Genomic DNA, 14622 nt, shown 5'->3' on the forward strand with positions numbered 1-14622 from the left:
GTTTTGCTATTCGTGAAGGTGGTCGTACTGTTGGTGCCGGTATCGTCTCTAAGATCATTGAATAAATAATGCTTGTTAAAGGGATGTTAAAAGTGTTTTAGTTTTGAGAGTTAGGGGTATAGCTCAGTTGGTAGAGCGGCGGTCTCCAAAACCGCAGGTCGCGGGTTCAAGTCCTGCTGCCCCTGCCAAAGGGGAATAGAATTTTTCATATAAGGGAGTGGGTTTTGCTGCCTTTTTCGCTTTTTTTGATATAGGGCTTGTTTTTTTGTGTATGAAACGGTATTGAATAGGAAGTAAGGAAATTGCATAAGTCGAAAGTTGGCTTTTGCATTTTTTTCTGTTTATTTTTTTATAAAACACAATAGGGCTAGAGAGAGTATAGTGTGACGATGGCATCTAAAACCAATCCGATTACCTTTTTGAAGCAGGTTTATGCAGAAACAATTAAAGTGAAATGGCCTACACGTCGTGAGACGGTTATTTCTACTGTTATGGTTTTGTTGGTAACTGCGTTGGCTTCAGCTTTCTTTTTTATTGTGGATCAGGTTATGCATTTTGGTGTTTGGCGGGTTATTGATCTTCTGAAATATCTTTTTAGTTGAGAATGTAAGGAAGTGTGACTGTGGCAGCTCGTTGGTATATTGTTCAGGCATATTCAAATTTTGAAAAGAAAGTAGCGGAAGCTATTGATAAGGAGGCAAAGCAAAAAGGACTTGATCATCTTTTTGAAAAGATTTTTGTTCCAACAGAGCGTGTTGTAGAGGTTCGTCGTGGGCGAAAAGTTGATGCTGAGCGAAAATTTTTTCCTGGTTATGTTCTTGTTCGTGCTGAGTTAACAGATGAAGTTTATCATCTTATTAAGAATACGCCTAAAGTGACAGGTTTTTTAGGGTCGGATGCGCGTCCTGTTCCCATTTCTGATCGAGAGGTTGAGCAAATTCTCAAACAAGTTCAAGAAAGGGTTGAGTCTCCAAAGTCTTCTGTATTGTTTGAGGTTGGAGAGCAAGTTCGCGTTGCTGATGGTCCTTTTGTTTCGTTTAATGGAATTGTTCAAGAGGTTGAAGAAGAGCGCTCTCGTCTTAAGGTTGAAGTGCTTATTTTTGGGCGTCCTACGCCTGTTGATTTGGAATTTGGTCAGGTTGAAAAACTCTGATTAAACTTAGAGTAGTTTGAATTACTTTAAGGAAGGAGTGGGAGGTGATTTATGGCTTTTGTCGGCTTAATGATCCGAACCACGTGACTGCAGCGGGTAGCGGGCAAGATAAATTGTCAGTATACCAGTGAAATTAAAGGCAGATTGTTATGGCAAAAAAAAGTATAGGTCAGCTTAAGTTGCAGGTTCCTGCAGGAGCTGCTACTCCATCTCCACCGATTGGTCCAGCTCTTGGGCAGCGCGGTATTAATATCATGGAATTTTGTAAGGCGTTTAATGCAGCTACACAAGAAATGGAAAAGGGAGCACCGATTCCAGTGGTTATTACGTATTACCAAGATAAGTCTTTCACATTTTCTCTCAAGACGCCTCCTGTATCATTCTTTTTAAAGAAGGAGGCAAACCTGAAATCTGGTTCAAAAGAGCCTGGTAAAGTGTCTGTAGGAAGCATTTCTCGTGATAAAATTCGTTCGATTGCGGAATCAAAGATGCAAGATCTTAATGCGAATGACATTGAGGCAGCAATGCGTATGGTTGAAGGTTCTGCTCGCTCGATGGGCTTGGAAGTGGTGGGGTAATATTATGGCAAAAGTAGCAAAAAGAATAAAAAATATCCGAAAAGATATTGATTTTAATGAACTTTACGCTTTGAAAGATGCCGTTTCAATGGTTAAGGAGCGTGCAGTTGCTAAGTTTGATGAAACAATCGAAATTTCAATGAACTTGGGTGTTGATCCTCGTCATGCTGATCAAATGGTTCGAGGAGTTGCTCATTTGCCTAATGGAACAGGGAGAAATATTCGTGTTGCCGTTTTTGCTCGTGGGGATAAGGCTGAGGAAGCTAAGGCGGCAGGAGCTGATATTGTAGGGGCTGAAGATTTGTTTGAAAGCATTAATGGAGGGACTATAGACTTCGATCGTTGTATTGCAACACCAGACATGATGCCTCTTGTTGGTCGTCTTGGTAAGATTCTTGGTCCGCGGAGTTTGATGCCGAATCCGAAAGTTGGTACTGTAACACTTGATGTTGTCGGTGCTGTCAAAGCTTCTAAAGGTGGTGCTGTTGAGTTTCGTGTGGAAAAAGCTGGTATTGTGCATGCTGGTATTGGTAAGGCTTCTTTTGGTGTTGAAAAAATTGTAGAAAATATAAAGGCCTTTGCAAGTGCAGTTATTAAAGCCAAACCGCAAGGTGCAAAAGGTGAGTATATTAAGCGCGTTGCTGTTTCTTCGACTATGGGAATTGGTATTAAAGTTGATCCAGCAACAGTTCGTTCAGAGTTAGTATAAGCTGATTTATAATTTTGTTTTTGGGTATGTGAATATCAAAATTGTATTTAAAATGCTGGTTTTGATCAGCATTTAGCTATCTAAGCTTTATAGAGCTTAGGTTATGCCGGGAGAAATTCCGGAATATCCTGTCCGAGATTGTAGGTGATGCTTTTAAGTATCTTAATCAAAAAAACCTGCATGAGACTGGGGTAAAAACTGAGAGTTAAAAGACTTAAAGGGTTTGAGCCAAGGTTGCCTTTGAACGCTGTGCGTGAAAAAGGGGACAGGATCCTCATCGGTGACATGAAGTATTTTATGTTATCAAAGGTAACCAATAGGTTTGTTTTAAGCAAATCTGTTAAATGGAGAGAGACAGTGAATAGAGCGGAAAAACGCGAATTTGTTACATGGCTTAACGAGGCTTTTCGGAAGTCTGGTTCTGTTGTTGTTGCACATTATTCCGGTCTGACAGTTTCACAGATGAATGATCTACGTTCGAAAATGGGTGAAGCTGGCGGTGCCGTTAAAGTCGCCAAAAACCGTCTTGCTAAAATCGCTCTTCAGGGCACGGAATCTGAATCGATAGTGGGTTTGTTTACTGGACAGACACTTATTGCTTATTCAGAAGATCCGATCACAGCACCGAAAGTTGCTGTTGATTTTGCGAAAAGCAATGACAAATTTGTCATCCTTGGCGGTTCAATGGGGGCAACAAGTTTAACTGTAGATGCTGTGAAGTCATTGGCTTCATTGCCTTCATTAAACGAGTTGCGTGCAAAACTTGTGGGTATGATTTCTACCCCTGCGACCCGTATTGCACAGGTTGTTAATGCCCCAGCTAGTCAGGTTGCACGTGTCATTAGCGCATATGCTCAGGAGGATAAGGCGGCTTAAGGCTGTTCTGTTTTTTTGGATAAAATTTAATAATGGTTCAAATCTTTTAATTGAAGGAATTTAAAAATGGCTGATCTAGAGAAGATCGTAGAAGACCTTTCTAATCTAACCCTTTTGGAAGCCGCTGAGCTTTCTAAGTTACTTGAAGAAAAGTGGGGAGTTTCGGCTGCTGCTCCTGTAGCTGTCGCTGCTGTTGCTGGTGCTGCTGCTCCAGCTGCTGAAGAAAAAACAGAATTTGATGTTATTCTTGTTGAAGGTGGTGCGCAAAAAATTAATGTTATTAAGGAAGTTCGTGCTCTTACTGGACTTGGTCTTAAAGAAGCTAAAGATCTGGTTGAAGGGGCACCTAAGCCTATTAAAGAGGGTGCTTCTAAAGAAGAAGCAGAAAAAATTAAATCTCAACTTGAAGCTGCTGGTGCTAAAGTGGAACTTAAGTAAATTTAATTTTATCGGCGGGCATTTATGTTCGCCGATTTTCTTTCTCTCAATACAAAGAGGGAAAATAATGAGTAAAAAACCTTTTCCCAACGGTTTTGTAACAGTAATGGGATAGGTTTGCACTACCCATCCCTTCATCATAGAGTCAAGAGATAAAAATGGCTTATGTTGGTGGGGAAAGTTAATGATGCTCATTGTTGAGTGTCAAGTGAACTGGTCTGCATATGCAGGTTAATGATATAAGGCTTTCAAGGTTGGTCTACCTTGAAGAGTAAAGATCAAGGAGCGACGATGGCTCAGACTCACGCAATGATGTCTCAATTCAATGGTCGTAAGCGCGTACGTAAATTTTTTGGTAAGATTCCTGAAGTAGCAGAAATGCCGAATCTTATTGAGGTTCAAAAAGCGTCATACGATCAGTTTCTCATGGTTGAGGAACCGAAAGGTGGACGACCAGATGAAGGTTTGCAAGCTGTTTTTAAATCGGTTTTTCCTATTTCAGATTTTTCCGGTACAGCTATGCTTGAGTTTGTTGGTTATGAATTTGATTTACCGAAATTTGATGTTGAAGAGTGCCGTCAACGTGATTTAACTTATGCTGCCCCATTAAAGGTCATATTACGTTTGATTGTTTTTGATGTTGATGAGGATACCGGCTCCAAAGATATCAAAGACATTAAAGAGCAAGGCGTTTATATGGGCGATATGCCTTTAATGACGACGAATGGTACCTTTATTGTTAATGGTACGGAACGTGTTATTGTTTCGCAGATGCATCGTTCTCCTGGTGTCTTTTTTGACCATGATAAAGGAAAGTCCCATTCATCAGGAAAGCTTCTTTTTGCTGCTCGTGTTATTCCGTATCGTGGTTCTTGGCTTGATATTGAGTTTGATGCTAAGGACATTATTTATGCGCGTATTGATCGGCGGCGCAAGATTCCTGTTACTAGTCTTTTGATGGCACTAGGTATGGATGCGTCGGATATTTTATCGACGTTTTATGATAAAGTGACTTATGAGCGTGATGGAGAAGGATGGCGAGTTCCTTATTCTGTTGATCGCTTTAAAGGAATGAAGCTCATTTCTGACCTTATAGATGCAGATAGTGGTGAAGTCGTCGCGGAGGCTGGTAAAAAATTAACAGTTCGTACTGCGAAGTCTTTGGCAGAAAAAGGACTTAAAGCGGTTAAAGTTAGTGAAGATGATTTATTAGGTTGTTATCTAGCCGAAGATATCGTCAATTACGAAACAGGTGAAATTTACCTTGAAGCTGGTGATGAAATTGACGAAAAAGTATTAAAAATTTTGCTTGATGTTAGTGCTGATCAAATCAATATCCTTGATATTGATCATATGAATATTGGCGCTTATATCCGCAATACTTTAAAGGTGGATAAAAATGAAAGTCGACAGGATGCGTTATTTGATATTTACCGAGTGATGCGTCCAGGTGAGCCCCCAACAATCGATACAGCAGAAGCAATGTTCCATTCATTGTTTTTTGATCCAGAGCGTTATGATCTTTCAGCCGTTGGGCGTGTTAAGATGAATTTGCGTATGGATCTTGATTGTCCAGACACAGTTCGCATTTTACGCCAAGAGGATATTCTTGCTGTTGTTAAGATGTTGGTTGAATTGCGTGATGGTCGTGGCGAAATTGATGATATTGATAATCTTGGCAACCGTCGCGTTCGTTCCGTTGGAGAATTGATGGAAAATCAATATCGCATTGGTCTTCTTCGTATGGAGCGTGCGATAAAAGAGCGCATGTCATCGGTTGAAATTGATACAGTTATGCCACAGGATTTGATCAATGCAAAGCCTGCTGCTGCTGCAGTTCGTGAGTTTTTTGGGTCTTCACAATTGTCGCAGTTTATGGATCAAACTAATCCATTGTCGGAGATTACCCATAAGCGCCGTCTTTCTGCTCTTGGTCCAGGTGGTTTGACTCGTGAACGGGCGGGTTTTGAAGTTCGTGACGTACATCCTACGCATTATGGTCGTATTTGTCCGATTGAAACACCAGAAGGCCCCAATATTGGTCTCATTAACTCCTTAGCAACATTTGCGCGAGTTAACAAATATGGCTTTATTGAAAGCCCATATCGAAAAATTGTTGATGGAAAAGTCACAAAAGAAGTTATTTATCTTTCAGCGATGGAAGAAGCAAAGCATTATGTTGCTCAAGCTAATTCTTCATTAGATAGTGAAGGTCGTTTTACAGAAGAGTTTGTTGTTTGCCGTCATGCTGGTGAAGTTTTAATGGCGCCGCGTGATCATGTTGATTTGATGGATGTTTCACCAAAACAATTGGTTTCAGTTGCAGCAGCGCTTATTCCTTTTTTGGAAAATGATGATGCGAATCGTGCGCTTATGGGATCGAACATGCAGCGTCAGGCAGTTCCTCTTGTCCGCGCCGAAGCGCCATTTGTTGGGACAGGAATGGAGGCCATTGTTGCACGCGATTCAGGAGCTGCTGTGAGTGCAAAACGTAGTGGTGTTGTTGATCAAGTCGATGCTACCCGTATTGTTATCCGTGCAACAGAAGATTTAGATCCTTCAAAATCAGGGGTTGATATTTACCGCCTACAGAAATTTCAGCGTTCTAATCAGTCCACTTGTATTAATCAGCGTCCTCTTGTACATGTCGGTGATAGGATAGAGAAAGGTGATATCATTGCAGATGGTCCATCCACGGATCTTGGTGATTTAGCTCTTGGTCGGAATGTTCTCGTAGCCTTTATGCCTTGGAATGGATACAATTATGAAGATTCTATTTTGTTATCCGAGCGCATTGTTGCTGATGATGTTTTTACTTCAATTCATATTGAGGAATTTGAAGTTGCAGCACGCGATACAAAACTTGGGCCTGAGGAAATTACGCGCGACATTCCTAATGTTGCGGAAGAAGCGTTAAGAAATCTTGATGAAGCTGGCATAATTTATATTGGTGCTGAAGTTCAACCAGGTGATATTTTAGTTGGAAAGATTACCCCAAAAGGTGAAAGTCCCATGACGCCAGAAGAAAAGCTTCTGCGTGCAATTTTTGGGGAAAAGGCATCCGATGTTCGTGATACTTCTATGCGTATGCCTCCTGGAACTTTTGGTACTGTTGTTGAAGTTCGCGTTTTTAATCGCCATGGCGTGGAAAAAGATGAACGTGCGATGGCAATTGAGCGTGAAGAAATTGAGCGTTTAGCAAAAGACCGTGATGATGAACAGTCTATTCTTGATCGCAATGTTTATGCGCGCCTTACCGATATGTTGACAGGTAAAGTTGCTGTAGAAGGTCCGAAAGGCTTTTCGGGCAGTAAAAAGCTTGATAGTACAGTAATGGGGCATTATCCACGATCCCAGTGGTGGCAATTTGCTGTTGAGGATGAGAAGCTTCAAAATGAAATTGAAACTTTGCGCAAGCAATATGATGAATCAAAAGAAGCATTACAACGTCGCTTTATGGATAAAGTTGAAAAGGTCCAAAGAGGTGATGAAATGCCTCCTGGTGTCATGAAAATGGTGAAGGTTTTTGTGGCTGTGAAGCGGAAAATCCAACCAGGTGATAAGATGGCGGGACGTCACGGGAATAAGGGTGTTGTTTCACGTATTCTTCCCGTAGAAGATATGCCATTTCTTGAAGATGGGACCCATGCTGATATCGTTTTGAATCCACTTGGTGTGCCTAGTCGTATGAATGTTGGACAAATTCTTGAGACGCATCTTGGTTGGGCATGTGCGGGGATGGGCAAGAAGATTGGTGATTTGTTAGAATTGTATCAAGAGACTGGGGATATATTGCCGTTGCGTCAGCGTATTGAAAATCTTATGCCTGATGATAATCAAAATGAACCAGTCCGTCAGTATGATAATGAAAGCCTTTACAAATTGGCATTACAGATGAAGAAAGGGGTTTCAATTGCAACGCCTGTTTTTGATGGAGCACATGAGTCTGATATTAACATGATGCTGGAGGACGCAGGCTTAGATAGTTCAGGGCAAGTTACGCTTTATGATGGTCGTACTGGAGAACCTTTTGATCGTCGAGTAACGGTAGGATATATTTACATGTTGAAATTGCATCACCTTGTTGATGATAAGATTCATGCACGTTCTATTGGTCCCTATTCACTTGTTACGCAGCAGCCATTAGGAGGTAAGGCACAGTTTGGTGGTCAGCGTTTTGGTGAAATGGAGGTTTGGGCACTTGAAGCTTATGGTGCTGCATACACTTTGCAGGAGATGCTAACAGTAAAATCTGATGACGTGGCCGGTCGAACGAAAGTCTATGAGGCAATTGTGCGTGGTGATGATACATTTGAGGCGGGTATACCCGAAAGCTTTAATGTGTTGGTAAAAGAAATGCGCTCACTTGCTCTTAATGTGGAGCTTGATGATGCGCGTGAATTTATTGCACAGCGGGCATTGTCTGATACAGCAGAATAATAATTCAAAGAGCGCAGTAGAAAAAGGCTGCGCTCTGATTACTTTAAGAGGCTCAATAACCTTATTAAGGTTATACAGGTCATTTTTAAAAGTAAATGTATTTTAAAGAAGATCTGTTATAAAATAAATGAGATATTACAACAGGTTCTAAGAATCTTTGAAGGAGAACAGCATGAACCACGAGGTCATGAATCTTTTCAATCCTCAAGCGCCAGCGCAGACATTTGACTCTATTCGTATTTCTATTGCGAGTCCTGAGAAAATTTTGTCCTGGTCTTATGGTGAGATTAAGAAGCCTGAGACTATTAATTATAGGACTTTTAAACCAGAGCGTGATGGTCTTTTTTGTGCACGTATATTTGGCCCTATTAAAGACTATGAATGTCTATGTGGCAAATATAAACGCATGAAGTATAAGGGCATTATTTGTGAAAAATGCGGTGTAGAGGTTACTCTTTCGCGCGTGCGTCGTGAGCGTATGGGGCATATTGAACTTGCGGCACCTGTTGCGCATATATGGTTTCTTAAATCATTACCAGGTCGTATTTCTACACTTTTAGATTTAACTTTAAAAGATATTGAGCGGGTTCTTTATTTTGAGAATTATATTGTAACCGAACCAGGGTTGACATCTCTTAAGCTCCATCAGCTTCTTTCTGAAGAAGAATATATGCTTGCTATTGATGAGTTTGGAGAAGATCAGTTTACAGCTATGATTGGCGCTGAAGCTATTTACGAGCTTTTAGCTGGTATGGAGTTAAATAAAATCGCCAATGATTTGCGTCTCGAATTAGCTGAAACAACTTCAGAGTTAAAGCAGAAAAAACTGATTAAACGGCTTAAAATCGTTGAAAATTTTCTTGAATCTGGAAATAAGCCAGAGTGGATGATTATGAAAACAATTCCGGTTATTCCACCGGATTTGCGTCCATTGGTTCCGCTTGATGGTGGGCGTTTTGCGACATCAGATCTGAATGATCTTTATCGGCGTGTTATTAATCGTAATAACCGCTTGAAACGGCTGATTGAATTGCGTGCTCCTGGAATTATCGTGCGCAATGAAAAGCGTATGGTACAAGAAGCTGTTGATGCATTGTTTGATAATGGACGGCGTGGGCGTGTGATTACTGGAGCCAATAAACGTCCTCTCAAGTCTCTATCAGATATGTTGAAGGGCAAGCAAGGACGTTTTCGTCAGAACTTACTTGGGAAGCGTGTTGATTACTCAGGGCGTTCTGTTATCGTGACGGGACCTGAATTAAAATTGCATCAATGCGGTCTTCCGAAAAAAATGGCTCTTGAATTGTTTAAGCCTTTTATTTATGCGCGGCTTGATGCAAAAGGCTATTCATCAACGGTAAAGCAGGCAAAGAAGCTTGTTGAAAAAGAACATCCGGAAGTTTGGGATATCTTGGATGAGGTTATTCGTGAACACCCTGTTTTACTCAACCGTGCGCCAACATTGCACCGTTTGGGGATTCAGGCTTTTGAACCTATTTTAATTGAAGGCAAAGCTATTCAACTTCATCCACTGGTGTGTACTGCTTTTAATGCGGATTTTGATGGAGATCAGATGGCGGTTCACGTTCCGCTTTCTCTTGAAGCACAGCTTGAAGCCCGTGTTTTGATGATGTCTACCAATAATATTCTTCATCCGGCCAATGGTGCCCCAATTATTGTTCCCTCACAGGATATGGTTCTTGGTCTTTATTATCTTTCAATTGTTTCTGAAAAAGAACCAGGTGAAGGAATGGCTTTTTCTGACATAGGTGAGCTTCATTATGCCTTGGAAAATAAGGTTGTAACGCTTCATACGAAGATTAAAGGCCGTGTTAAGAATATGGGGAAGGATGGAAAAGAAGTTTCTAAACTTTATGATACAACACCTGGTCGTTTGATTATCGGTGAGCTTTTGCCAAGGAATTCGGATATCTCATTTGATATTGTCAATCAAGAAATGACGAAAAAGAACATTTCTAAAATGATTGATCATGTTTATCGGCACTGTGGACAAAAAGAGACGGTTATTTTTTGTGACCGTATTATGCAGCTTGGCTTTTCTTATGCTTGTCGTGCAGGAATTTCATTCGGTAAGGATGATATGGTTATTCCTGATAGTAAGTCGCGTTTAGTTGCAGAGACAGAAGCTTTGGCTAAGGAGTACGAACAGCAATATAATGATGGTTTGATTACACAAGGTGAAAAATACAATAAGGTTGTAGATGCTTGGGGTAAATGTACAGATCGCGTTGCAGATGAAATGATGAAACGTATTCAAGCCGTCGATTTTGATCCTAAAACAGGTCGTCAACGGCCGATGAATTCGATCTATATGATGTCGCATTCTGGAGCACGTGGTTCTGCTAACCAGATGAGACAATTGGCTGGTATGCGTGGATTAATGGCAAAACCATCGGGTGAAATTATTGAAACCCCCATTATTTCAAATTTTAAAGAAGGTCTAACTGTTAATGAATACTTCAATTCCACGCATGGTGCACGTAAAGGACTTGCTGATACTGCGTTAAAGACGGCGAACTCTGGTTATTTAACACGGCGTCTTGTTGATGTTGCACAGGATGCTATTATTTCGGCAGTTGATTGTGGTACCGCAAAAGGGCTTACCATGCAGCCAATTGTTGATGCAGGACAAATTGTTGCCTCACTTGGGCAAAGGATTCTTGGTCGTACAGCGCTTGTTGATATTCTACATCCTGTCTCTGGAGAGGTTATCCTTGAAGGTGGAGCGATGATTGAGGAAGCTGATGTCGCGAAGATTGAAGAAGCTGGAATTCAATCTGTTCAAATTCGTTCTGCTTTAACATGTGAAACACGTCTTGGTGTTTGTGCAAAATGCTATGGTCGTGATTTGGCGCGTGGAACACCTGTTAATCAGGGAGAAGCCGTTGGTGTTATTGCTGCTCAATCCATTGGTGAGCCGGGAACACAGCTTACTATGCGTACTTTCCACTTAGGAGGGACTGCGCAGGTTGTTGATTCATCGTATTTAGAGGCATCTTATGAAGGTAAGGTGGAGATTCGTAATCGTAATGTGGTTCGTAACTCTGAAGGCCATTTGGTTGTTATGGGGCGTAATATGGCTATCCTTATCAAGGATGAGTTAGGAAAAGAGCGCGTTGTACACCGTGTTAGCTATGGTGCCCATATTTTTGTTGATGATGGTGATGTGGTTAAACGTGGCCAACGTATAGCAGAATGGGATCCTTACACACGTCCAATTTTAACGGAAGTTGAAGGCTATGTGGGTTTTGAAGATATGATTGATGGTTTATCTGTCACTGAAACAGCTGATGAATCTACGGGTATTACGAAGCGTTTGGTGATTGATTGGCGCGCTAATCCACGTGGTGCGGATCTTAAACCAGCCATTATTATCCACGCAGATAAAGAAGGTGAATCCATTGCTAAATTGTATAAGGGAGGTGAAGCCCGTTATATGATGTCAGTGGAAACTATTCTTTCTGTTGAGCTTGGTGCTCATGTTAAGGCTGGTGATGTTATTGCTCGTTTGCCGATGGAAAGTGCCAAGACGAAAGATATTACGGGTGGTTTACCACGTGTGGCTGAGCTTTTTGAAGCGCGTCGTCCAAAGGATCATGCGATTATTGCTGAAGTAAGTGGCACGATTCGATTCGGCCGTGGTTATAAGAATAAACGTCGTATCATTATTGAACCAAATGATGAAACTCTTGAGGCAGTAGAATATTTGATTCCAAAAGGTAAGTTGTTTCACTTCCAAGAAGGTGATCAAATTGAAAAGGGAGATTATATCCTTGATGGTAATCCAGCACCTCATGATATATTGGCGATTAAGGGGGTTGAAGCTTTGGCATCTTATCTTGTTAATGAGATTCAGGAGGTTTATCGTTTGCAGGGAGTTCTTATTAATGACAAGCACATTGAAGTGATTGTTCGTCAAATGTTGCAAAAAGTTGAAATTACTGAATCTGGAGATTCTGGTTATATTTCAGGTGATAATGTTGATCGTATTGAACTTGATGAAATCAATGATAATTTGATTGCAGAAGGGAAGAAACCTGCATCTGGTAATCCCATTCTTCTTGGAATTACAAAAGCTTCTCTTCAAACGCCTTCTTTCATTTCGGCGGCATCGTTTCAGGAAACAACACGTGTTCTTACTGAAGCAGCAGTTTCTGGTAAAATTGATACTTTGCAAGGACTTAAAGAGAACGTTATTGTCGGTCGTCTTATTCCAGCAGGTACGGGTGGTACGATTTCTCAAATCCGTCGTATTGCTGCCGTTCGTGATGATTTGATTGTAGATGAGCAGCGTAAGTCTAGTAATAACGAAGTGGCTAAGGCTATGTTGACAAATATGACAACCGGCGCCGTTGCTGAATAATTTAAATATAACATCACATAATAAAAAAACGTCTGAACTTTATATTCAGACGTTTTTTTATCTCGAAATGCAGAAGTTGCATCTTTTCCTAAAAAATATCAAAAATTATAAGGCGATAGTTATTTTTAACATCTTTACTAGCTTATTGTTTTGTAATTATTTGAAACTCAAAAGCCATGTTCAAGGAAAATAGTTGATTATCTACAAATAAAATAATGATTGATTTTGAATTTTAGGAAAATTGTTGATTGATATCTTCTATAAAGATTTTAAAGGACTTATAATGAAAGATCGATAGTCTTTTCTGTAATCTAAAAAATAATTGATCCTCTACTATACAATACTTGTATGACAAGAATGTATCTTCTTCTAAATTAGAATGTAGGAGAGTAGAGATTACGTTACTCACTAAGTATTATAAAAAATAGACATATTTCTTATCACAATGTGATCTATGAAGACAGAATGAAAAAATGTACGAATATTATTCAATTGGAAAATTAACACGTGAGTTTTCAATAACAGCTCGGACTTTGCGTTATTATGAAGAAGAGGGGCTTCTTATTCCTTTTCGGCGTGGAAATACACGGCTTTATACACAAACGGATCGTCATAAGTTAAAACAAATACTGCGTGCTAAAAGAGTTAAATTTTCGTTGTCTGAAATATCTGATATGTTGACAATGGTTGAAAAACCACCTGATGATGAGAAAAAGCTTAAGAAGTTAATTGCAGGAATTCATAAAAAACGAGCTGATTTAAAGCAGATGCAGCATGATATTGATGATCTTCTACAGGATTTGGAACAAATTGAGGAGAGTTTTTTTGAGAGCTTAGCGGAGTTGGGGGTTAATCATTGATTATAAAATTTATTTCATCTGCTTTTAGACAATTTTCTTTCTATTAAAAGAGATAGGTTATACTATCTCTAAGGGGAATCTTTAACACTACGTGAAATGTGTGAGTTATTTAAAGAAATAGAGTGTTCGAAAAAAGCTGCGAAGGTATTTTCGCAGTATATTGTCCTTGATAAGCAAAAAAATTATTTTTCATAAAGAAAGTAAAAACAATGGCAGTTTCTCCTATGAGTGTTTTTCAATCTATTTTGTCACGAAAGTCAATTCGCGCTTTTACTGATCAGCCAGTTAGTTTGGAAACAATCAAAGAAATCTTAAAACTTGCAGCACGTGCACCATCTGGAACAAATATTCAGCCATGGCAAGTGATTGTGCTTACAGGAAGTGTATTACAGAAAGTAGGGCAAGAGCTTTCACAACTTGTGCTTTCAGGTGTAAAAGGAGAGCGTGAATATAGTTATTATCCACATCAGTGGCGTGAGCCTTATATTTCAAGACGTCGAAAAGTTGGTTTGGATCTTTATCAGAGTCTTGGAATTCAAAAAGGTGATGAAGAAAAAATACTTCATCAAAAGGCGCGAAATTTTTTATTTTTTGATGCACCTGTAGGACTCTTATTTACAATGGATCACGACATGGAAATGGGGAGTTGGCTTGATTTGGGTATGTTTATGCAGACCATTATGTTAGCTGCACGTGGATTTGGATTAGATACCTGCCCTCAAGCTGCTTTTGCTGATTATCATAAACAGATTCGTACGCTTTTATCTATTCCTTCTGATCGCCATATTATCTGTGGTATGGCACTTGGTTATCGCGATATGAGCGCTCCAGAAAACAATTTTGAGACAGAACGAGAATCGTTAGAAAACTTTGTACGTTTCATTGAAACATACCCATAAAATATTTTATATAATTAAGCATACGTTTTGAAGAACTTGGTGCATTATGAAAAATATTTCCGATAAGAATTTCGCATCCTTATTGAATTTTAATATTGCGTATTAACACTTATTTTACTAAGTTTGAAACATTAAGAGCGGTGACTCTAGGGGCATTGTCCGTTTTTTGAAGGTTGGCTTAATGGAAAACACTATAGAGAGAAAGTGCTGGGTGGTAGCAAGACGAGCGACATTCGTGTTTATTGCTGTCATTTTTTTAGTTTATCTCGCAATTTGATTTTAAAC

General features: G+C 39.9%; 10 protein-coding genes, 1 tRNA gene and 1 pseudogene. All 12 read left to right on the plus strand.

Annotated features, from left to right (window positions below):
- Nucleotides 1-65, plus strand: a pseudogene (locus ACFIJK_RS07530) (elongation factor Tu); the annotation flags it as partial.
- Between the two features lie 47 nt (nt 66-112).
- A tRNA-Trp gene (locus ACFIJK_RS07535) sits at nt 113-188 on the plus strand.
- A 201-nt stretch (nt 189-389) separates the two neighbouring features.
- Complete coding sequence (secE, locus tag ACFIJK_RS07540) at nt 390-602, plus strand: preprotein translocase subunit SecE (protein ID WP_012755023.1); 213 nt, start codon at nt 390-392, stop codon at nt 600-602.
- Between the two features lie 20 nt (nt 603-622).
- Entirely contained in the window at nt 623-1153 is a 531-nt protein-coding gene (nusG, locus tag ACFIJK_RS07545) for a transcription termination/antitermination protein NusG (protein ID WP_012755024.1), read from the plus strand.
- A 149-nt stretch (nt 1154-1302) separates the two neighbouring features.
- On the plus strand, nt 1303-1731 hold the full coding sequence (gene rplK / locus ACFIJK_RS07550; protein ID WP_375626292.1) for a 50S ribosomal protein L11: 429 nt from the start codon (nt 1303-1305) through the stop codon (nt 1729-1731).
- Nucleotides 1732-1735: 4 nt separating this feature from the next.
- Nucleotides 1736-2440 carry a 50S ribosomal protein L1 gene (rplA, locus tag ACFIJK_RS07555; RefSeq protein ID WP_375626290.1) on the plus strand — a complete coding sequence of 235 codons (705 nt, stop codon included), beginning with the start codon at nt 1736-1738 and terminating at the stop codon, nt 2438-2440.
- A gap of 357 nt (nt 2441-2797) precedes the next feature.
- Nucleotides 2798-3316, plus strand: coding sequence for a 50S ribosomal protein L10 (gene rplJ, locus ACFIJK_RS07560; RefSeq protein WP_375627380.1), 519 nt, complete (start codon nt 2798-2800; stop codon nt 3314-3316).
- A 66-nt stretch (nt 3317-3382) separates the two neighbouring features.
- The gene (gene rplL / locus ACFIJK_RS07565; RefSeq protein WP_012755028.1) at nt 3383-3754 is read left to right on the plus strand and encodes a 50S ribosomal protein L7/L12; all 372 of its coding nucleotides are present in this window, start codon (nt 3383-3385) and stop codon (nt 3752-3754) included.
- Nucleotides 3755-4045: 291 nt separating this feature from the next.
- A complete protein-coding gene (gene rpoB, locus ACFIJK_RS07570) occupies nt 4046-8194 on the plus strand; it encodes a DNA-directed RNA polymerase subunit beta (protein WP_375626286.1) in 4149 nt (1382 codons plus the stop codon).
- A gap of 172 nt (nt 8195-8366) precedes the next feature.
- Nucleotides 8367-12578 (plus strand): DNA-directed RNA polymerase subunit beta', encoded by a 4212-nt coding sequence (rpoC, locus tag ACFIJK_RS07575; protein ID WP_375626284.1) that lies wholly within the window; start codon nt 8367-8369, stop codon nt 12576-12578.
- 473 nt (nt 12579-13051) lie between these two features.
- Nucleotides 13052-13438 (plus strand): MerR family DNA-binding transcriptional regulator, encoded by a 387-nt coding sequence (locus tag ACFIJK_RS07580; RefSeq protein ID WP_375627381.1) that lies wholly within the window; start codon nt 13052-13054, stop codon nt 13436-13438.
- A gap of 209 nt (nt 13439-13647) precedes the next feature.
- A complete protein-coding gene (locus tag ACFIJK_RS07585; RefSeq protein WP_375626280.1) occupies nt 13648-14337 on the plus strand; it encodes a nitroreductase in 690 nt (229 codons plus the stop codon).
- Nucleotides 14338-14622: the final 285 nt, after the last annotated feature.

Origin of the sequence: Bartonella sp. PS17NMGDW (genome assembly GCF_042193555.1) — a bacterium.
Classification (GTDB): domain Bacteria; phylum Pseudomonadota; class Alphaproteobacteria; order Rhizobiales; family Rhizobiaceae; genus Bartonella; species Bartonella grahamii.

Bases quoted from the DNA above. Each gene is read 5' to 3' on its own strand.
- rpoC (WP_375626284.1), top strand. From the start codon at position 8,367: ATGAACCACGAGGTCATGAATCTTTTCAATCCTCAAGCGCCAGCGCAG.
- rplL (WP_012755028.1), top strand. From the start codon at position 3,383: ATGGCTGATCTAGAGAAGATCGTAGAAGACCTTTCTAATCTAACCCTT.
- secE (WP_012755023.1), top strand. From the start codon at position 390: ATGGCATCTAAAACCAATCCGATTACCTTTTTGAAGCAGGTTTATGCA.
- rplA (WP_375626290.1), top strand. From the start codon at position 1,736: ATGGCAAAAGTAGCAAAAAGAATAAAAAATATCCGAAAAGATATTGAT.
- ACFIJK_RS07585 (WP_375626280.1), top strand. From the start codon at position 13,648: ATGGCAGTTTCTCCTATGAGTGTTTTTCAATCTATTTTGTCACGAAAG.
- rpoB (WP_375626286.1), top strand. From the start codon at position 4,046: ATGGCTCAGACTCACGCAATGATGTCTCAATTCAATGGTCGTAAGCGC.
- ACFIJK_RS07580 (WP_375627381.1), top strand. From the start codon at position 13,052: ATGTACGAATATTATTCAATTGGAAAATTAACACGTGAGTTTTCAATA.
- rplK (WP_375626292.1), top strand. From the start codon at position 1,303: ATGGCAAAAAAAAGTATAGGTCAGCTTAAGTTGCAGGTTCCTGCAGGA.